Annotated in this window: 19 protein-coding genes; 7 read left to right on the top strand and 12 right to left on the bottom strand. The window is 46.0% G+C overall.

The window, feature by feature from the left end; genetic code table 11:
* Positions 1-208: 208 nt before the first annotated feature.
* Both BK127_RS14910 and BK127_RS14905 read left to right on the top strand, forming a co-directional pair.
* Positions 209-1093: a sensor domain-containing protein gene (locus BK127_RS14910; RefSeq protein ID WP_076231433.1), complete on the top strand. Its 885-nt coding sequence runs from the start codon at positions 209-211 to the stop codon at positions 1091-1093.
* Positions 1094-1132: 39 nt separating this feature from the next.
* Positions 1133-1669 carry a phosphatidylglycerophosphatase A family protein gene (locus BK127_RS14905; RefSeq protein ID WP_076231430.1) on the top strand — a complete coding sequence of 179 codons (537 nt, stop codon included), beginning with the start codon at positions 1133-1135 and terminating at the stop codon, positions 1667-1669.
* Positions 1670-1856: 187 nt separating this feature from the next.
* Here the strand turns inward: BK127_RS14905 and BK127_RS14900 are convergent, their stop codons facing one another.
* Genes BK127_RS14900 through BK127_RS14890 form a run of 3 tightly spaced genes read right to left on the bottom strand, consistent with a single transcriptional unit; the run spans position 1857 to position 4288 of the window.
* The gene (locus tag BK127_RS14900; RefSeq protein WP_076231427.1) at positions 1857-2531 is read right to left on the bottom strand and encodes an AlkZ-related protein; all 675 of its coding nucleotides are present in this window, start codon (positions 2529-2531) and stop codon (positions 1857-1859) included.
* Positions 2532-2560: 29 nt separating this feature from the next.
* On the bottom strand, positions 2561-3541 hold the full coding sequence (locus BK127_RS14895) for an MBL fold metallo-hydrolase (protein WP_076231425.1): 981 nt from the start codon (positions 3539-3541) through the stop codon (positions 2561-2563).
* A 6-nt stretch (positions 3542-3547) separates the two neighbouring features.
* The gene (locus tag BK127_RS14890) at positions 3548-4288 is read right to left on the bottom strand and encodes a class I SAM-dependent methyltransferase (RefSeq protein WP_076231422.1); all 741 of its coding nucleotides are present in this window, start codon (positions 4286-4288) and stop codon (positions 3548-3550) included.
* A gap of 295 nt (positions 4289-4583) precedes the next feature.
* Here BK127_RS14890 and BK127_RS14885 point away from each other — a divergent pair, with 295 nt between their 5' ends.
* Genes BK127_RS14885 through BK127_RS14875 form a run of 3 tightly spaced genes read left to right on the top strand, consistent with a single transcriptional unit; the run spans position 4584 to position 8929 of the window.
* Positions 4584-5795 carry an ROK family protein gene (locus BK127_RS14885; protein ID WP_076231420.1) on the top strand — a complete coding sequence of 404 codons (1212 nt, stop codon included), beginning with the start codon at positions 4584-4586 and terminating at the stop codon, positions 5793-5795.
* A 33-nt stretch (positions 5796-5828) separates the two neighbouring features.
* Positions 5829-6860: a formylglycine-generating enzyme family protein gene (locus BK127_RS14880; protein WP_076231418.1), complete on the top strand. Its 1032-nt coding sequence runs from the start codon at positions 5829-5831 to the stop codon at positions 6858-6860.
* Positions 6861-6898: 38 nt separating this feature from the next.
* Positions 6899-8929, top strand: a complete 2031-nt coding sequence (locus BK127_RS14875; RefSeq protein WP_076231416.1) for a Na+/H+ antiporter — start codon at positions 6899-6901, stop codon at positions 8927-8929.
* 150 nt (positions 8930-9079) lie between these two features.
* Here the strand turns inward: BK127_RS14875 and BK127_RS14870 are convergent, their stop codons facing one another.
* From BK127_RS14870 to ku, 4 genes are all read right to left on the bottom strand, one after another.
* Entirely contained in the window at positions 9080-10252 is a 1173-nt protein-coding gene (locus BK127_RS14870; RefSeq protein ID WP_076231414.1) for a DNA sulfur modification protein DndB, read from the bottom strand.
* Positions 10252-11409 carry a DGQHR domain-containing protein gene (locus BK127_RS14865; RefSeq protein ID WP_076231412.1) on the bottom strand — a complete coding sequence of 386 codons (1158 nt, stop codon included), beginning with the start codon at positions 11407-11409 and terminating at the stop codon, positions 10252-10254. The genes BK127_RS14870 and BK127_RS14865 overlap by 1 nt, the downstream gene beginning before the upstream one ends.
* 216 nt (positions 11410-11625) lie before the next feature.
* Positions 11626-12513, bottom strand: coding sequence for a non-homologous end-joining DNA ligase (gene ligD / locus BK127_RS14860; protein ID WP_256711323.1), 888 nt, complete (start codon positions 12511-12513; stop codon positions 11626-11628).
* A gap of 34 nt (positions 12514-12547) precedes the next feature.
* Positions 12548-13378: a non-homologous end joining protein Ku gene (gene ku / locus BK127_RS14855; RefSeq protein ID WP_076231408.1), complete on the bottom strand. Its 831-nt coding sequence runs from the start codon at positions 13376-13378 to the stop codon at positions 12548-12550.
* Between the two features lie 147 nt (positions 13379-13525).
* Here ku and BK127_RS14850 point away from each other — a divergent pair, with 147 nt between their 5' ends.
* Together BK127_RS14850 and BK127_RS14845 are read left to right on the top strand one after the other, a co-directional pair.
* Positions 13526-14467, top strand: a complete 942-nt coding sequence (locus BK127_RS14850) for an ATP-dependent DNA ligase (RefSeq protein WP_076231406.1) — start codon at positions 13526-13528, stop codon at positions 14465-14467.
* Positions 14468-14480: 13 nt separating this feature from the next.
* Positions 14481-15305, top strand: a complete 825-nt coding sequence (locus tag BK127_RS14845; protein WP_076231903.1) for a deoxyribonuclease IV — start codon at positions 14481-14483, stop codon at positions 15303-15305.
* A 72-nt stretch (positions 15306-15377) separates the two neighbouring features.
* Here BK127_RS14845 and BK127_RS14840 read toward each other — a convergent pair whose 3' ends face one another.
* From BK127_RS14840 to BK127_RS14820, 5 genes are all read right to left on the bottom strand, one after another.
* Positions 15378-15608 carry a hypothetical protein gene (locus BK127_RS14840; protein WP_076231404.1) on the bottom strand — a complete coding sequence of 77 codons (231 nt, stop codon included), beginning with the start codon at positions 15606-15608 and terminating at the stop codon, positions 15378-15380.
* A 209-nt stretch (positions 15609-15817) separates the two neighbouring features.
* On the bottom strand, positions 15818-17953 hold the full coding sequence (locus BK127_RS14835; RefSeq protein ID WP_076231402.1) for a TIM-barrel domain-containing protein: 2136 nt from the start codon (positions 17951-17953) through the stop codon (positions 15818-15820).
* Between the two features lie 33 nt (positions 17954-17986).
* Positions 17987-18949 (bottom strand): Gfo/Idh/MocA family protein, encoded by a 963-nt coding sequence (locus tag BK127_RS14830; protein WP_076231400.1) that lies wholly within the window; start codon positions 18947-18949, stop codon positions 17987-17989.
* A gap of 68 nt (positions 18950-19017) precedes the next feature.
* The gene (locus tag BK127_RS14825; protein WP_076231398.1) at positions 19018-19377 is read right to left on the bottom strand and encodes a cupin domain-containing protein; all 360 of its coding nucleotides are present in this window, start codon (positions 19375-19377) and stop codon (positions 19018-19020) included.
* Positions 19378-19398: 21 nt separating this feature from the next.
* A complete protein-coding gene (locus tag BK127_RS14820; protein WP_083689325.1) occupies positions 19399-20811 on the bottom strand; it encodes an MATE family efflux transporter in 1413 nt (470 codons plus the stop codon).
* Positions 20812-21031: the final 220 nt, after the last annotated feature.

Here is a 21031-nt window from a genome sequence, read left to right as displayed (position 1 = left end):
AATTCTCTTATTCCCACTATACGAAGGACAGCCTTCTTTTATGACAACCTGTTTTGTGAAATATAAGACCTAACCGAGTATTGTATTGATTTTATGTATTGATTATTTTTATAATAGGTTATGATTATAATGATCTATTTGTACAAATCATTCGTAGTTCCAAAGTAATAAGAGTATGAGTCTCTCCCATAATAACGAGGTGATGACGATGCAGCCGAGCCCTTCTGGACATGACGTGTTTTTCCGTCAGCTATTTGATCAAAGCACAGACCTGATACAAGGCATTACACTTGATTATAATCTCGCCTATATTTCTCCATCCTGCTCAACCTTGCTTAAGCGCTCTCCGGAGGACCTGCTTGGACAGCCCTGCTACAGTCATATATATGAAGACGATCTCATACGATTTCAACAAGCAGTTGAGCAGTTGATTCACGAGCAGATCCCTTTTCATCTCCAATATCGATATGTGCAGGCGAACGGCTCCTTGATTTGGCTGGAAAGCAAAGGTTCACTCATTCAAATCGAACATAACCTGACTGGTGTCGGATTTATCACACGAGATATTAGCGAACACAAGAGCATTGAAGAAAACCTTACCCAGATGGCTTATTATGATTCCTTAACCACACTGCCCAATCGCAGACTGTTTCAGGATCGTTATTACCAGTCTTTGTTGGCTGCCAAAAGGTATCAACGAAAAATGGCCCTGCTCTATTTGGATTTGGATGATTTCAAGCTGATCAATGATCATTACGGTCATGCGGTTGGTGATGATTTGCTCAAAATGGTAGCAGCCCGTTTATCTCACTGTGTTCGCGATCCCGATACAGTTTGCCGTTTGGGTGGTGACGAATTCGTTATTTTGCTGCAGCAGTTTGAACAAAAAGAGGATATCGTGAAGGTCTCCGAAAGAGTGCTGGATGCCATCAGCAGCCGTTTTGTCATCCAACATCATGATATTTTCATCACCTGTAGTATGGGAGCCGCCTACTATCCACATGATGGTAGCGATGGCAATGAACTGCTCGATATCGCAGATGCCGCCATGTATCAAGCCAAAAGAAGCGGTAAAAACGATATAAAGCTATAAATGATGTTCAATACGCGCACAAGAATAGGAGAGATCACCATGACCGTACCCGTTCCCTATAACTTAAATTCAGCCAGTGTGGCCAATGCGGCCAAAAGCTGGTTAATCCAAAGAGGCGTACAAGTCACAGATATGGCAGAGTTAACTTATTTTCTGCAAAAGGACTACTATCCAACCCTGACGATGGAACAATGTATCGAAAGCGTTAATGCCGTCATCGAAAAACGTGAGGTTCAAAATGCGATCCTGACTGGCATTCAATTAGATATGCTTGCCGAGGAAGGCAAGCTCTTGCCTCCTTTGCAGGAGATGATCGAGAACGATGAAGGACTTTATGGATGCGATGAAATTCTGGCCCTTTCCATTGTGAATGTATATGGAAGCATCGGCTTAACAAATTTCGGATATATCGATAAGCTCAAGCCCGGCATCCTCAAGATGCTTAATGATAAACACGGAGAACACAAGCATACCTTTCTCGATGATATCGTAGGTGCTATTGCCTCCGCGGCGAGCAGTCGAATTGCACACCGTAAGCAGGCAGAAAAGGAAATCGATCAACAGGCCGGCAATTAATTTACTCCCCGGATTTAAACATAAGGTACTGGACTTCGTTGTCGCTTTCGTTACCGTAACTCAAAAAACACAGGATGCGCCTCCCGATTGGGAGATGCTTCCTGTGTTTGTTTGGGTTGAGCTATTGAACATATGTTAGCTGGTTATGTGCTTCTATTATTGCTGTTGCTATAATAGCCGCCGTTATCTAATGCTTGCCTAACGCTTTGACAACAAAGCTATAGGCTTCCTCACTCCAGCGCTGCTTACAATCAGCTAGCAGCTCCCGCTTCGCTTCTTCAGCGGAAATCCGTACCGTATTTAGTCCATGCTGGGCGATCCAAACCTCGGACAATACGTAGCAGGTGCTGTTCCAGCCATTTTTGTTGCCCTGCTCGTTCAAACGATCAGAGATTCCCGCAATGACCACCTCTGTTGAGCTCTGAAGCTCAATTAACGTTTTATCGAATTCGGCTTTATCTTCTTTACTCGCCAAACCGACTGCTTTACGCAATGTTTTCACATCAATGCCGGGATTATCACGTATCGCCTCGTAGAGTCGTACCGTATGTCGCGATGCCAGTCCATCCTGGTAACGCTCTTCCACGTCCATCGATGACTCCAGTGCACGACACCATAGTGGAAACAGTCTGGAATCGATCTGCATCGGCTTTTTTTTGAAAAAACGACCGTAGGCCGCAATCCCTTCACCAGCAAAACGATCTCTCCACAGCCACGGATCACTGGCCTCTCCGGTATGCCAGGCAGCTTTCTCTGTTATCGATTCCAAAGAAGGATGCTCCGGAATAAAGCTGGATAACGGCACAATCCCCATTTCCTTTACAACGGATACCGCTTCTTCAAAGGTATGAATCTTTGTCATTAGCTCTGTCACCTCATTATCAGTCCTTATCAGCGAATCGCCTGAAAATGAACGATACCTTCCTGGTCTGAACGCTTCAAATCTCCTGTATCCAGTAAATAAATCAGATGCGCCAACGTTTCAGATAATGCGAAACGCAATTGATGAAGTGTAAGTCTCTCGCCAAAGGTTTCCCGGCAAACTTCGTACGTAGTCCGCGGCACAGCTATTAAGGCTTGTCGCATCGTTGCAAGTCTTGCTTCGTGATGATCGATCAGCTCCAGTGTCCTGCGGGAAAACGTCTGAAACGGCTCACGATGCCCAGGATAGGCCCAGTCAACGTCATAACTGCTCATATGATGAAGACTCTGCAAAAAACTCCCAAGCGGGTTCTCATCGATCCCTCCAGGCAAATAGCTGATATTCGGAGATATTTGCGGAATCACATGGTCCCCGCACAGCATCTCCTTCGTTTCCTCACGGTAGAAGCACACATGACCTGCAGCATGACCTGGTGTATGTATCGTCTCATAGTCATGGTCTCCGAGCCGTATCAGCTCTCCTATAGGGATCAGAGTAACCTGCGGCTGCGGTGATACCATAGCAACGAATTCATCCATATGTGTTTGCATAGGGTGCAGAAGCTCGGCAGGCAGCCCATGTGCCTGGAACAAAGTCAGCAGCGAGTTGGTCATTGGCTGTCCTTCTCCCCACAACAGTCGTACCTGCTCATAACCGATAGACGACATGCGAACAGGCGCAGCAGAACGCTCCTGAAACCAGCCAGCCAGCCCATAATGGTCCGGATGGTGATGAGTCAGCACAATTTGCTCGATATCGCGATACACGATCCCAAGCTCCTGCAGCACCTGCTCCCAGCATTGCTCAGAGGCTTCAGTATGAAGGCCGGGATCGATCAGCGTAAATCCGTTCTTACCGCGTATAAGATAGCTGTTCACCCACCGAAGCGGGAATGGCAGCGGAACTTTGATTTGGTGTATCGATTCATTATGTAACGTTATGAGCCCCATGCGTTCCTATCCTTTCCGCCGTCCCACAAATATCATGCGTTTCGATTCAGTCTTATCGTAAGGAGAAGCATCATAAGCACCATACACATGCAGGACCTCAAGCCCAACACGATCCAGCATGGTTAGGAAGGCTTCCTGATGATACAGCTTAACCTGCTCCAGATAGGAGCGATCCTCGGCTCCCGGCTCACTCACCACGATGGTTTTACGAACAAAGCCGTCCTCGATCTTTCGAGTTTCTTCAATAGTGCTGCTTCCTTCTTTTCGTTTTGAAAAAGGGACAAGGTTCCGTTCCACAAATTCCGGGTTCAAAAAGTCGATAATAAACTGGCCTTGACCAGACGGCTTCAGTAGACGATAAATCTCATGCAGCACCTTTTCGTTCTCGGCATCCTCTTCAAAATAGCCGAACGAAGTAAATAAATTAACGACGGCATCGAATTGCTGGTTGATCTGCACATCGCGCATATCCCCTTGAATCCATTGAACTTTCTGCTGTGTATCCAATCGAACAGCTTCCTTCAGCAGGACGCCAGACAAATCAATTCCTGTTACCTTATAACCAAAATCAGTCAGAGCCATCGAATGTCTGCCCATTCCACAGCATAAATCGAGCACTTCAGCGCCTTGATCAAGCTTAAGCCATTCAATCATTCCTTTGACCTCGTTATAGGCACCCTGCATATCACGGTGTTTATAAACGAGCAAATAGTCATCTCCAAAGCTTTTTTTATACCAATCTGACATGTATATTCTCCTTTGCTGCAAGCTCTCTATGGGAGGTATTCCTCATAATCCTGCTTGACCTTATTCAATCTTACCAAATTTTTATTAGCGAGTCACAACATACTGAAAAAAAGTAAGCTGCAAAGCAAAAATTCGTTCTGTGTATACTTTATTTTAAAATGAAATAAAGAATGCTATACTAACGATGGAAATGTCAGAAAAGCTGTATGTAAATTACTTGGTTGTGGATTCCAATTTGTTGTATACTATAAGCCTATAAATAAGCTTGGGATACTTGGGATTGGATGGGATGATGATGCAGCTTCATGCAATTGAAGAGCGAATTAACGGTCGTAAACATAAGGAAATTTATGATTGGATACGACGACAGGATACGATTTCCAAAATAGATTTATTAGAGCACAGTCAGATGACCGGAAGCACATTAACCCGGACATTGGAGGAGCTGACCGATCAAGGCTGGCTGCTCGAAGCAGGCTTTGGGGAATCCACCGGGGGCCGGAGACCCATCCTCTATCAAACCAATCCAACAGCAGGCTATGTGTTTGGTCTTGATATTTCAAGAATGATTTCCAAATTAGTTCTGTGTGACCTTCATATGAACAAGCTGGATAGCAGCAGCTGGACGATGGATGATACTATGACACCTGAGCTTCTGCTTGATCAAATCGCAAAGACTGCTTCCGCTATGCTGCTTAAACATGGTATTGCTGCAGCCTCTGTACTGGGCATGGGGATTGGGGCTGTTGGTCCGTTGGACCGATTCTCGGGGGTCATTCTCGAAACGCTGTATTTTCCAGCTGAAGGCTGGCAGGATGTGCAGATCAGCAGCTATTTGCAGGCGCAGCTTGGATTTCCTGTCAGGCTGGATAATGGAGCCAACATGGCTATTATCGGGGAATCGTGGTCAGACCGTAATCGGGATTATCGGCATCTGCTGTATGTCCATCTGGGTGTCGGTATTCGATCAGCCATGATGTCTAACGGTAAAGTTGTATACGGCGCTGTTGATATGGAGGGCTCTATCGGCCAAATGATTATTCAGACCGATGGTCCCAGACTGGGTAAGCGTGGGAACTATGGGGCTCTGGAAACCTTTGCTTCCATACATGCCTTGGAGCAGCAAGCACAATCACGTTTAAAGCAAGGTCGGGAAAGCTCGTTACGTAGGCTTGAATCCGATCCGGAGGCCATCAGCTTTACTCATTTAGCACAAGCCTTGCAGGAACAGGACCCGTTAACTGTGGAAATATTCACGCAATCAGCGACTTATTTTGGGATTGGCTTGTCCAATCTGCTCAATATTTTGCATCCCGAAAAGGTCATTTTGGGTGGATCGCTGGTCAGCAGTCATCCAAGCTTTTTTCATACGGCAACCCGGGTCGCTATCCAAAATACATATCATTATCCAACGTATCAGGTCGTTTTTAGCCAAGGCCATCTGGGTGAGGAAGCTATCGTTACAGGGGCGGCCATATCTGTGATCAACCAATTGACTGACATCTGATGTAGTAATTGACTACCAAGGAGGACATATCCTATGAATGAACCTAAGAAGCCATCCTGCTGCTCAACCAGCCGATCGGATGGAGAAACAAACTCAGCCTCAAATTCACCTGACCCGCACATCAGCTCGGCAGCCTCCTCCACACAGTCCCAACCGGACAATTCTGAAGCCAGGCATAACAGCCCTGTCGGATTTGAATCCATGGTGTACTTGCCAGGAGGCGAGTTTATGATGGGTACAGACGATCGGGAAGGCTTCCCTGACGATGGAGAGGGCCCTGTACGTGCTGTTACTATTCAGCCCTTCTACATCGATCCCTATGCAGTTACAAACGCTGAGTTCGGCGAATTTATTCGCTCTACCGGCTACAGGACTGAAGCGGAGCAGTTTGGTTGGTCTTTCGTATTTCATTTGTTCGTATCTCCTGAAACCGCTGTTAAAGTGAAGCATGTCGTACAGCGGACACCTTGGTGGTGGAATGTGGAAGGCGCCGATTGGGCCCACCCCGAGGGCCCCGATTCTACTGTTGAAGATCGGCTGGATCATCCAGCGATACATATTTCGTGGAACGATGCGGTCGCCTATTGCCGCTGGGCTGGCAAGCGACTGCCTACCGAAGCGGAGTGGGAATATGCAGCCCGTGGAGGATTGGTCCAAAAACGTTATCCATGGGGCGATCTGCTGAAGCCTGGAAGTGAGCATCTGTGCAATATTTGGCAGGGTAAATTCCCGGACAAAAATAACTGCAGCGACGGTTATGCCGGTACAGCACCTGTACATGCTTTTCCTCCAAATGGTTACGGACTCTACAATGTATCCGGCAACGTCTGGGAATGGTGCGGTGATTGGTTCAGTCCTACATGGCACCTGACTGGCACGAGGGTGAATCCTAAAGGGCCACAGCAGGGAACAAATCGCGTCATGAGAGGCGGCTCGTATTTATGCCACAAATCGTATTGTAACCGTTACCGTGTAGCTGCACGCAGTTCCAATACTCCTGATAGCTCAAGCGGCAATATGGGCTTCCGATGTGCTGCAGATGGACAATCCGTTTACTCTAAGTGAAAAAGGGTAATCTATAGGGTAGGAGGGATTCGTGCCGTATGGAACTTTTTCTGATTGTTTTGCTTCTTCTTGCTTTAATTGGCGTATCGATGATTCTCAATCGTTTTGTGCCATTCATCCCTGTTCCGTTAATTCAGGTAGCTCTGGGTTCCCTTGTAGCTGTTATTCCATGGGGTGTTCACTTTACCTTGAATCCCGAACTGTTTTTTGTATTATTCGTTGCCCCACTGCTGTTTAATGATGGAAAGCGAGTCCCGCGTGAGGAACTATGGAACCTGCGAGCCCCCATTTTATTGCTGTCCCTCGGACTTGTATTTGCAACCGTGTTTGTTGGTGGCTACGTGATTCACTGGCTGCTCCCGGCAATCCCGTTATCGGCAGCATTTGCCTTAGCAGCGATCTTATCACCGACAGATGCGGTGGCGGTAGGGGCTTTATCAGGCAAAATCCGGATGCCTCAAAAAATAACCCATCTTCTTGAAGGTGAAGCCTTAATGAATGATGCTTCCGGACTGGTAGCTTTCAAGTTCGCTGTAGCCGCTACGGTCAGCGGTATATTCTCACTACCTGAAGCGACAGCAAGCTTCTTCCTGATCTCCATTGGCGGACTGCTATGCGGCTGTCTCCTGTCTCTACTCATTATTCGCATACGCGTATTTCTTCGTCACCTCGGAATGGAAGATACTACCATACATATGCTGATCCAAATTTTGACCCCATTCCTGATCTATTTGGCAGCAGAGGAATTAGGCTTGTCCGGCATACTTGCCGCTGTAGCGGGCGGAATCATTCATGCGATTGAACGGGATCGTTCCGAATCCACTCTGATGGAATTAAAAATTGTATCGGTCAGTACCTGGAGCATGATCCTATTTATTTTGAATGGATTGGTTTTTCTCATCCTTGGTCTGCAAATTCCGAACGTGGCCGAAATCGTCATCAAGGATTTGACCATCAGCAATGTTCAGATGCTTATCTATATTCTTTTAATATCGCTTACGCTAGTCGTACTTCGGTTTGTTTGGGTGTATGGCTTTTGGCGAGCGGAATCATCTTTCAGCAAAAAAGAGCACATCGGGAAGCCGCAGCTCCGTCCTGCTTTGCTCATAGCCATATCCGGTGTTAGGGGAACGATCACCTTGGCAGGAGCTTTCTCGATTCCCTTGTTTCTGGATGACGGAACCGCTTTTCCTGAACGCAATGTGATTATTTTCCTGGCAGCAGGCGTTATCCTTATCTCGCTTATAACGGCTAGCGTCATGCTGCCCTTGCTTTCAGACAAACCGGATAAAAGTAAGGAACGCGATAAGCAGCGTTTGGAGCAGGATGCCAAGATCCAATTATTAGAAGAAAGCATACATATCGTCAAAGAAGAAATTAACGAGGAAAATAAGGATGCAGCTTTGTCGCTCATCTCGGATTACAACAAGCATATCCAGCAAATTCGCAGCGATGGACTGGCAAGCCAAATTCAATTCCGTAAAATGGAGCGTGAAATTCGGTTGATCGCCTTGAATGCCGAGCGACACGAAGTCAAGCGTTTGGTTGATGAAGGTACGCTTAACCAAGAAGCTGCTTATACAATAAGCCTGCTTTTGAACCGTTCGGAAATGCTTGTAACCCGTCGATTGCAATATGTTCTCAGACTGTTTCTAGTTATGGTGAAGCGATTGATCTGGAAGTTATTTGGTGGAGGCAGAAAACCGTCACAAGCCCTTCCCATCGAACAGTTTGAAATACTAAAAGCTGCCAAGCTGTTAACTTCGAAAGCCGCCATCACCGCAATCCAAAATCACATAAATACCGTTAACAAAGATGCAGCGCAAGAGGTTATTTCGAACTACAGACAAGGTATGCAAAAATTAAATAGTATTTTCAAACCCGCACCTTCCTACGAAGATTTTAAAAAGCATAAAAAAGAACTGCAATTCAAGGCGATTCAGTTGAATCGCAATCATATTCAGAGCATGTTTCAAAACGGCGAAATCAATCGTGGCCTTGCTACTCAACTGCGACAGTTCGTCAGCTTCCTGGAGGTTTCTATATTGGTTGATGAAGAAATTGGGTGAAGGTGATTGCGTTGAATACGTGTTGCTACGCGGCCACTGCGCTCATGCTTCATCGCAATCTAGAGAAGGATAAAAAAAGCAAGAAGCCTGTTACATGAACTTGTAACAGACTTCTTGCTCATACACTCGAAATCATTTATTTAGAACGAACTAAGCTGTAGAAGCCTCGTCATCCTTAACATCCCCGTGCAGCTCCTGAAACAGCTGGACGAACTTGGCATGCTTGCGCAGCGATTTTTCATGAATCAGGTTCAGCTTGCCATTGTCCAATTGACCAAAACGCTCAATAAGCTCTTCATTCTCCTGCGACCAATCAAAGCCGTCAAATACACGCAGACATGTGGTCCAGTTCTTCACATACTTGCCTTCCTGGAACAAATATCCGTTTGCGTACAATGCGATACTTTCCTGCATAGCACGACTGGACGAGCTGTATTGCGGCAGTCCTGGTTGCTCCGGCATTAGCGGAAGCAGTGTGGAAAAGAACTGGTGCAAAATCTCGATATAGGTAGACGGATCTTGACGAATTTTACGGGCCAACTCGTATGAAGGCTGCATTTTACCTGTCAGCAGCATCGTTGCCGTGGAATACAACCAGCTGAAGGAAGTGAAATTTTTATTATAGGAGGTCAAATTCGCACGGCGCTCCACGCCAGCACCCTTCAGGAACACATTATGATCGACGACCTGCTGAATAACCAGATTCAATGGATCGATACTATCAAACGAATGACCCAATTCCTTACTTACAAGCTGTACCTTCGAGTTAATGTCTCCGAACAGCTGCTTCTCTTCTTCTTCACTCAAACCAATATAGATTTGTACGGCGAGCTCGCTCTCCAGCAATTCCAGCCGACGACGTTCTAACTGCTCGACAAGACCTTGCTGCTGCTCCAAATCCAAAGTAATTTCTTCGTTGTCTGGATTACGACGCTGTTTGATACGAAGAGCAGTAATCTTTCTTTCATGACTGCGCACTTCTTTGATCATTTGTTCATTCACGTATCCAAGGGCAAGAATCCGATGCTGTCCGTCCAAAATGCTCAATTTGGAACCAGGACGCAGGTATAGCCCATTATCCGCCTTAGCCAGCGAGCTAACCTCACGCAACGACAAGGTGACAGGACCAAAAAACACACGGTCCAAATCTCTTTCCTGCAAATAATTAGCTATCTTTCTCCGCTGTCCCCCACTCAGCTTCCGCTGCACCATGGGATCAATCGATGTGTAGTTCAGTATATCTTGAACCTGTATTGCAACCGTCGCGAGTCCAAAGTTCTCACAGAACGGGAAAATCGTCATATTCAAGCACAATCCATCCATTACATTGCATCCTCCTTAGCTTTATCCAACAGCTCATCCTCGCGGATCAGAAACAAGTGATGCTCCTGATAAAAGTCTTTAATGTATTGGTAAGCCTTCATAATACGTGAACGTCTTGGCAATCGGTCCTTCTCATCACCCACAAAAATAGCGTTCCAATCAATATGAGGCAATATTTTCATCGCATACTCCAGCGCATAACGGTTAAAGCTTCCCGTCTTGGTTGCTTCACCATGGAACACCATAGCCATCGCGATTTGCATATTTTCCGTCCAACACAGCTCACCTTTTTCAGGCTCTGGCAAATAGCGAAGCAATGCATCAAAATAAAATGAAGCCAGCTTCTGCAAATCCTCAATGTCCTTCGGTTGGAAATAATATCCGTTGTTACGTGCTGACGATTTCAAACGACCTTCAAATAAACCTACCAAAATTTCAACAAGCAAATGATAAGAGAACAAAAACTCTGGTCCTTTGCCCCGTTCAGTAAACATATCAACTGAAATCCGTTTCATAGCAGGGTCCTGCTCGGCAATTTGAGTAGCCAGAACGTGATAGAATCTACGCTGCTCTCTCAATACAGCCAGATTACCGCCGATTTTACGTGGAAGCTTGTTAATATCAGAGAAAAGCTGACGTTCCTGACGCGCATTAATATCAAGATAAATCATCGTTGACATCGGGAACGAATACAGCTTGCTCAGCTTCTCGGAAATTTCCTCCATACGATCATATTCGCGGCGATCCTTCGCACGAGTCATGTTGCTTTGCAGTGTTTCCATTAAACGACGGAAAGCGGCCAAACGATGCTGCCCATCTACCACATACAGCTTTTCAATTGCTTGTAAGCGGTAAACCTTATTCTCGGCATCATATTCTCCAGCACCTCTAGCAGAAAGAATAATACCCGGAAAGTAAATTCCTTGCTTGTGCTCAAGGAAGAGCATGATATAGTCAATTAGCTTTGACAAGTTTTGGGGAACCAACGAACGTTGAACCTCCAAATCTACTTCGTATATGGAAAACAGCTTGCTCATCGGTAATGTCGTAGTTAGCGTAGTCTGACCAAATGTCCTCGATGCTGCACCGGGTATCTCGATATACGAGGACGTCTTTTGCCCTGCCAAAAGCTCTGACAGAGATGAAATCGTATCCATTCTTTTTCCTCCTTATAGTCAACCATTATCTTTGTAAGTATTTTACTATAAAACACTGATATAAGTACATTATACACTGAAAAATCACCAAACATTCAACTTTTGATAGAAAATTCCCGCATTCAGGCCTGTTTTTATTATGATTTTAACCAAATTGACTATTTTGGACGCTTATTCACATCATTGAGATGTCAAATTAATGAAAAACCCTGTAAATTAATGCAAAATGGAAAGAACGGCTTCAAGAGACTGCGGCTCAATTCGCTGGATAAGATCACCATATTCCGCTAACCTTTGCTCAATTGTGTGCAGCGTGAAGTCTTCGATTCGGCAATTGTTTTGCAGCTCTTCCCATCTAAGGGGTGTGGATACTGTAGCACATGTACGAGCCCTGGGTGTATAAGGAGCTGACATCGTTTTACCCTGCCAGTGCTGCAGGTAATCAACATAAATTAAATTCCCGCGATTTTTCTTCAATCGCTCTATCGTGAACAAGTCAGGAAACTTCTTAGTTAAATAATTACCCAAAAAGTGTCCGACCAACCGCAGTTGTTCAAAGGTATACTGTCCGTGCTGAATCGGGATTACGATTTGGATGCCGGTTGCCCCTGAGGTTTTGGGTATGGATTCAATGCCCATCGTACTCAGGGCCTCACCAACCAAAAGCGCCGCGTGCATGATGCGAGGCTCGACCTCCACAGAAGGATCGAGATCCACGATCCATTCCGCTGGCAGATCATCGGTAGTATAGTGAAAGGATGAATGAAATTCGAGACAAGCCAAATTGCCGAGCCAAATGAGGGTCGGCAAAGAGTCCAGATTCACATAGGTAATGCCCTGCAGGGTCGCTGTGTGAACGAAGGAAGGAGTCGGTTTGGGGACCGCTTTTTGGTAAAAGGATTTACCCTCAATACCGTTCGGAAAGCGGATGGTTGTCAGGTAACGGTTCTTACAATAGTGAAGCAAATAGGGAGCCAGAATGGTCAGCTTTTGCAAATACTCCAGCTTGGTGATTCCAGCCTTTGGCCACAATACTTTTTCTGGATTGGTGACCGTAATTTCGTGCCCTTCTATAAGCACAGTACCTTTTATGGACACTCCCACTTCAATTCCCCTCTTCCACATATACTGCTGAAAATCATGATAGCACTTTAACTTTCTTTTTCGGCTTTTTATCTGTTTTTCCCTCGTCCTCAGAAGGCGTCTTGACCGCTTCCAGACTGGCTTGCAGGGCGGACATCAGATCGATGACATTGGTACGCTGCTGCTCCGGCGCTATCTTCACCTCTTCACCAGCGATTTTGTGCTGGATCGCATCCAACAAGGCGGCACGGTAATCATCTTTATACTTTTCAGGCTCAAAAGGTGATGTCAGCTGTTCAATCAGCATCTTGGCCATCGTCAACTCTTTATCATTCACTTGAATTTGTTCAGGCAAATTAGGAATCTGCGCGATTGAGCGAATCTCATCGGGGTAGTAAATAGTTTCCATAACTAAACAACGGTCAATAACGCGTATGCAGGATAAGCTGCTTTTGGAGCGGATGGATACCTTTGCGATCGCGATTTTCCCTGTTTGTCGAAGCGATTCCAGCAGCAAATTGTATGCGTTAGTTCCAGTATCACCAGGGGATAAATAATAGGTTTTTTGAAAATAGATCGGGTCGATTTCATCGAGGGCGACAAAATCCAGAATTTTGATTTCCTTATTCACTTCGCCATTCAGACTGTCCAGTTCATCTTTTTCAAACAACACAAACCGTCCCGATTCGTACTCATAACCACGAGCAATTTCTTCCCATTCCACCTCTATATCGCATGTCGGACATTTACGTACGTAAGAAAGAGGTGTCGAGCATGTCTTGTGAATATAACGCATGGAAATCGATTTATCCTCCGTAGCGGTAAACATCTTCACAGGCACATTAACGAGTCCAAAGCTGATCGATCCTTTCCATAATGTCTGCATGGTTGTCCCTCCTTAGTCTAATTGCCTTTAGTATGCGTTCCTTTCACATTAACTATGAACACCGGGACTGAAAACTGGATTCATGAAACGACTTCACATCGGAGATAATGGTAACGTAAGGCATTTCAATATAGTCGGAGGATTATGATGATCATGACACCCGTTGTTCCGTTTGAACCCATATCGACCGATAAGATTCCTCAGGGAGATTCATGGATTGCACAAATCAAATGGGACGGGGTTCGTATGCTTACCTACTCGAATGGATTGGAGGTAAAGCTCTACAATCGCAAACTTAACGATCGTACCCCACAATATCCCGAGCTGTTGACGATTTCATCCTACTGCGATGCACAATCAGTCATTCTGGATGGGGAAATCATTGCATTTGATCATAACAAACCGTCGTTTCACGAAATCATGAAAAGAGATCAAACACGTAAAGCAAACCGCATCGAATACATTCAAAAACAGGTTCCCGTCGTCTATATGATATTTGATATCCTTTTTTTAAATGGCGAATGGGTTACACACAAAGCTTTACAGGAACGGCAGCAAATTTTATCGAACCTTATTGTACAAAATGACCTCATTCAGCTAGTGCAAAATCATTCTGAGCCACAACAATTGTTTGAGGTTGTCAAAGCTTATGATCTGGAAGGAATTGTATGTAAAGACCTTAAGAGTACCTATAGCCTGGATGGCAAGGACCAAAGATGGCAGAAGAAGAAGAACTATAAAGATGTGATTGCTGTCGTGGGGGGTGTAACCTTGCGCTCTGGAGTCGTGAACTCCTTGCTGCTAGGATTGTACAATGAGCAAAAGCTTGTCTATATCGGGCATGCAGGGGCTGGCAGGTTGTCCAACAACGAATGGCTTCAATTTACGGATTTGATACAATCGCTTATCCAAACGGAGCGCCCTTTTATCAATAAGCCTGAACGGAGTCATGAGGCGAGTTGGATTCAACCTGTTATTACTGTAAAAATTCAATTTATGGATTGGACCCCTCATTTCATTTTAAGACAACCGAGCATCCAATCCTTCGTTACAGTACCACCTGAGGAATGTACGTTTGAATCGGAATGAGGAGATTAACATGATCTATGTTGGCTGTCATGTCAGTATACGGGGAGGTTATTTGCAAGCGGCCAAAATGGCGTCACAAATCGGAGCGTCCTCCTTTCAATATTTCCCCAAAAACCCAAGAAATCTTGCCATCAAGTCCTTCAATCTACACGATGCCAAGGCTTGTGCAAGGTTCTGTGAAGAGAAAGGCGTGCTTTCTATTGGCCATGCTCCTTATCCATTAAATCTGGCTGTTGAAGAGGATATGAGCGAAGTGATGCTGAAGGCGATTCTTAACGGGTTGGACATTACCAATAGCTGCGGTTCGATAGGCTTAGTCGTGCATTTTGGAAAATACCGCGGAGCAGACCCTTTGCAAGGCTATAAAAATATCATATCTTTGCTCAATAGAACACTGCGTCACTGGCATGGAAAAGCATGCTTATTGTTGGAGAACCAAGCCGGAGAAGGTTCGCGAATGGGCACAATGCTGGAGGAGCTGGTACAGATCAGGAATCTGTCAGATTATCCGGATAAAATTGGCTTTTGCCTGGATACCTGTCATGCATTTGCGAGTGGTTTATGGACTGGGAATAACTGGAATGACATAGCGCGGAAAGGAACGGAGCTTGGATATTTTGATCATTTAAAGGCTGTTCACTTAAATGATTCGATGTATGCTTCGGGTTTAAGGCGTGATCGACACAGCAATATCGGTATGGGGCACATCGGTGAAGCTCCGATCAAACAGCTCTTGCATTCTTCTGTCCTGCAAGGTCTGCCAGTCGTCCTGGAAACGCCGACTCAAAACGGCTCTCATCAATTGGAAATTTCTTATGTTCATTCACTTCTGATTTAAAGCAATCGAAAAAGCCCTCAGATTGGAGAGGGCATACATGGAATTGATGAGACGTGGCATCGTTCTAAATCATTACGTGATCGCATTTGTCTGGCGGGGATTTCCATAATGTCCGTTATGTCCATGATGTCCATGATGTGATGTGCCTGCCATGAGTCCATGGAAATGCTTTGCTCTTTCCAAATGGTGGGCTTTTAATTGGTCGTGGTAATGATGCATCTTCATATGCCAATCATACATTTGTTTGTGATAGGCAGCGTGATCATGTGTATACATAGGCATTGGATCATGAGTAAAAGACATTTCGATAACCACTCCTCAAATTATTGTTGTTTAGTTTACCCAACCAGTCTATGGGGATTCATCCAAAAGCAGCACGGCCATTGCCTACGACGGAATAATTCAATCCGTGACAGTTGTCCATCACAATAATTTTACAAAATAAAGGCTATCCCTCAGCCATTGTTATGGTTCGGGGATAGCCTCGTAATCACTGTTAGCAGCCATTAGCCTTATTTACATGAAGCTTCCAAACGAGTTTGCGCGAAACGCCAATTGATAGAATCATAGGAAGGTATTTCCCCATCTGGCCCTGTCAGTTTTCCGTTGAATTCACCGTCCGCGTTTTGAGTTACGGTCGCTTTCCACCATCCGCACTCGCCTTTCTCGTAATTGAAGGTTTCACCGTCATCATCGTACAGCAGACCTTCACCAGGCTCACTGCCAAAATGTACGAGCTCTAGTGCAACCCGAGTTCCTGCTTGCGGAACATGCGGTAAGTCCGGCATCATCGGAATGACCGATCCGCTTTTTACAAATACCGGAATTTGCTCCAAGCTGGCATGGATCCGGATAACTCGTCCGCCCGTATAACGTTCACCTGTCTCCAGTCCATACCAGATTCCAGACGGGAGAAGAACATCCCTCTCCCATTCTCCTTCGACGAGTGGAGCTACCAGCAGAGCATCACCAACCATAAACTGGTCATCCCACTCTCTAGCTTTTTTCTTGCCGTAAGCACCATCAGTCGTATTCAGGATTGATGGCTCGGCATCAGGTCCGCCAGCTTCTGCTTGTGCAATCTCAGCAGCAGATATGACAAATGGCATCGCTCGGAAAGGGGGTATCCCCTGCTCACGGTATAGGGCAAAATTGGAATACAGATAAGGCAGCAGTTTCATCCGCAGCTTGATATAATGACGAATAATTCCCTCTACTTCCGGGTAAGACCACGGCTTCGTACCATCGCCCCAAGCATTAAGCATCGCTAGTGATGAGAAGCATACCGTTTGCATCCGTCTAACCCAGTCCTCCGCATTACGGGCTCTACGCACCTCTGGTGTCCACAGCAGCCCACTGAAAGAGGAATTACAAACCGCACGAATAAACTGCTTATGGTCATACAGGTCCGAATAGAGTACATAAGGCATCGTTGAAGCTGCCCCATTGGAAGCTCTGACAAGTCCATACGTTCTCTGATTACGGCTATGGTACAGATCGTAAGTCATTTTTTGAAACATCAGGCCATATATTTGCCTCATCTGTTCACCATCCATACCAGAAGGAAACTTGGCGTGTCCAGGGAACATCCAGGAATTATTCGTCAGTTCGCTGCCATCACATTCATCCAGCTTATAACCGGATACACCGATCTGAACATGCTGCTCATCGTGTTGAGTTTTATACAGCTGCTGTGCTTCAGGCAAGGAGTAGTCCGGCGCAAGTCCACCCCAAACCGTATGACTGCCTGAAAGCGGCTGCAGCTTCGAATGGAGTTCGGTTTCCGGCGATACAAAAGGGTGCTCCCACAGGTTCACGTGAAAACCGTTATGCTTAAGCTGTTGGACAAATCGCTCCGGCTCGGGAAACCTTGATTTCTCCCATTGATAAGTAACCGGATAGCTATGGCTATGCCAACCAGGTTCAAGCCCTATCACATCGCAGGGAATATCGTGCTCACGAAACTGTCGGGCCTCCTCCAATACCTCTTCTTCGTTAAACAACGTTGGGACACGGTGCCAGAAGCCAAGCCCCCACTTGGGCGGAAGCACACCACCACCGCAGTATAAGTTGTATCTGGATACAACATCGGAGAGAGTCGGACCGCCAAACACATACACGTCAGCACCTTCAACTGGAATTTGAAGCTCTACCCGTGAAGCAATCGGTGTAGCTTTCCAGCCCTTGTCCGTGTTGCGGTTGCGGATCTCTGAACGGTCCGTATCCTCCTGCTTCAAGGTAGAACCACAATGGATCGTTACGATCCGTGATGTATCCACCCACACACCGTAGCCCAAATCACTCACGTAAAAAGGCACGGGAGCATGCGTTTCGCCTGTATCCTGCTTGGGATCACTGTTAACGCGCAAATAACGTGTTCTTCCCCGCAGATTCATTCTTAATAATTGAAGCCCCGCACCATACAGCTTCTCCGTTTGGTTAAGTGGAAAAGACAGAATATGTCCGCTTCTTGCTTCCTCAAGCTGAATGCTTTCCCAGGCAAATGGCGGTTGAGCCGCCGGCTTCTGGCTCAATGCATCCGTTCTAGGTGAAACTCCCATCCAGGTAAGTGGTGTGATCGCTTGCGGATCTCCAATCGTGAGGCGCCATACGCCTGGTGCCGCTTCTTCCCATGCTTGCATCTTCATGTGAATCCCCTCATTTCTAAGTAGTATGTGCTTTTATAGTGCTGGAACCTTAATGGCAGTCGTCGTGCCGGTCTCACTGGCCAGCTTCGCGAAGTGAACAAGAGCCTGGGTTTTCAAGTAATCGATTCCGCTCGTTTCTGCTTCACGTCCCTGCTGCAGCGATGCGATAAATTCGGCCAATGTATCGGTTTCATCAATACCGCTCAAGTCATTAACGATGGTGCTCTTACCGTCCTTGATAATCCTGATTTCCTTGTTGGTTAATTCCAGGGCACCTTCGGTTCCCTCAATCCGCCAATTGCCCCACCATGAGGTTTCTGTACCTCTTGCAGCTATTGAGGCGTTATAAGTCGCTATCAAGCTACCCTCGAGTTCGAGTAAGGCATAGGTATTGAGGACAGCGCCTTCCTCTTTCCAGCCACCTATCGGATTGTACAGCCTGGCTTGCACCGAGACACCTTCTTTTCCGCTAAAATAACGAAGCATATCAAAGTGGTGAACACCGATATCATCCAGAACACTGACGGTATATTTGCGCTCCACTTGATGAAACCGATGGAACTGCACATCCAGGGTGGAAAGGTTTCCGATGGCACCATCATCAAGAAGCTGCTTCATTTTGCGAATAAAAGGGAGTCTGCGGTAATTTTCTGCGATCATGAACGGAATGTGTTCCTTCGCCGCACGAGATACGATTTCAATCGATTCTTCATAATCAAAAGAAATGGGTTTCTCGCATAAAACAGCAAGCTTTCGGTCAAAGGCTGCGTTATTCACTCGCGTGTGGATCATCGGCGAAGTCACATTAACCAGAAAATCCACCTGTTCGTTAAGAAGAGCTTCCTCCAAAGAAGTGTAAAAAGGAAACGGGTCATCGTTCATCTTCTCTTTCATCGCTGGATCAACCTCAACGACCGCAGCCAATAATCCTTGATCTCTAAGCCGCTTGTACCAACTGAAACCTGCGGCTCCCAAACCAACCAATATCGCTCTCATTGTTTCCCCATACCCCCTATGTCTGATACCGAAACCGAAAGCTTTTGAATGCATGCCTCCGCTTACCCTTATTGCTGATTTTTGTGATGATTCGGACCGGCGTGGCACCATACGGTTACAATCGGATCGTCCTCACTTGAAATCAGATGGTGATCTTCACCAGGCTCTACAATCACGATATCACCCGTAGTGACAGGAATGAGGTTCCCATTGATCTCCATCATTCCGCTTCCTTGCATAATAACAAAGGCTTCAGAGTCCCCGTGTACATGATAATCCCTACCATCCGGACCGTCATGAGTATGACTTCGTTCTCCCCTCGCTGAGAAAGCAAAACCCCCTGAAGACAAATATGCTCCCGGCATAACATCCTGCAAAATGTGGCCGCTCCCGATATCCCGTAAATCGCTTATACGCAGCTTTTTCATTTGTTATTCCTCCCATATGTATTAAATCTTGATCTTTTTCCAAGCGCCTCGTTGAAACCTCCAGTAAATGAGCATGGAGCGTACAAATTGATCAATAGCTATCGCTATATATAAACCGATGATTCCCCCTCCAAAGCCGTAAACCAATAAGTAACTAAGTACAACCCTCACGCCCCATACTCCTATTAAAGTAGAGATCAGAGGAAACCGCGTATCGCCCGCTCCTCTAAGCGCACCACCCAGAATGAATTGGGATATTTGTGAGATTTGGATAAGACCTACGATTCGCAGTGCCCAGGTACCCTCAAGGATTATCGCTTGATCGCCGGTATATAAACTCAGAATATTCGGAGCCAGCAATACAAATGAAGCCCCCATCACTCCACCAACCCACATGCCGTATCTTCGAATTTGCCATACATACATTTCGGCAAGCTCGATATTTCGCACACCCAGGGTCTGGCCGACTAGCGTAGAGGCAGCGATGGCAAAAGCAAACCCAGGCATAAACGACATCCCGATTATACTTGTCACAAGCTGGTTGGCAGCCAGTGAAATCGTTCCCAAACCTGCACAAATCTTAACGACTGTCATGATCCCAAGACGCATGATTAATTGCTCGATACTAGACGGGATACCGATCTTCAGCATACGAGCCATGACGCTTTTATGAACCTGCTTGACATCCTCCCATCTAATTCGCACTGCAAATCTTCCGCTAAACATGACCACTACCAAGCAGATCAGGGTTAAAGCCTGAGCAAATAGAGTAGCGAACGCCGCTCCAGTTACCCCCATTTCCGGAAATCCAAGCTGGCCATAAATAAGTACGAATGCCAGAGCAATGGACAATACGCCCGAAAACACATTAATCTTCATCGGGGTTTGCGTATCCCCCGCCCCGCGTAAAATGGCAGAAAGCGTTGAGGAAATGGAAGAAAAGCCTATAGAAAGAAAAATTATCCTTGCATAAGGCAATCCGTATTGAATCACTTCTTCGTTAGCTCCCATGACACGCAGCAGCACATCCGAATAAAGAAACGTAAGTGAAACCACGATTACAGACAATATCGAGCCGAACAGCAGGGATTGTCCCGCCGCGCGGTTGGCTTCCTCCATATTTCCCGCTCCTGAGGAACGGGCCACTATTACGGTTGTGCCTGTATTTAAAGCCGCAAACAGAACCATCATCAACATATACGGTTGGCTTGTCAGACCCACTGTCGCCACGGCAGCAGCTCCCAAACGTCCTACCAGAATCATTAGCAGCATTTGTGTGACATTGAGCAGCATCATCTCCGCCAAGGAAGGCCCTGCCAGCCTGAAAATCATTTGACGAATGGCTTTCTTATTGTGCGGATCTATCAGCACAGAGTCATTTAGAGGCTTCAGTGATGGTTCAGCGCCGCTTTCAAGCTTCTTTCCCGAAATCATGTCTGGCACCCCTTACATACAAAGCTAGCCTCGTATGTCTATTATAAAGAATAGTTTCACGATCCGGGATGGCAAAACTTTAACGGGGTTGTGTTTTTTTATCATCTCTCTATGAATCTATGATATGAAGTATTTCATACTATATAGAATGAACTAAAGATTTTTATACACGAAGAAGAAGTCGGTCGATCACTTCAAGTGGATGTTGATTGATCCGTTT

This window comes from Paenibacillus sp. FSL H7-0331 (genome assembly GCF_001956045.1).
The sequence above is the reverse complement of the archived record's forward strand: the minus strand, read 5'-3'. Positions and strand labels throughout refer to the sequence as shown.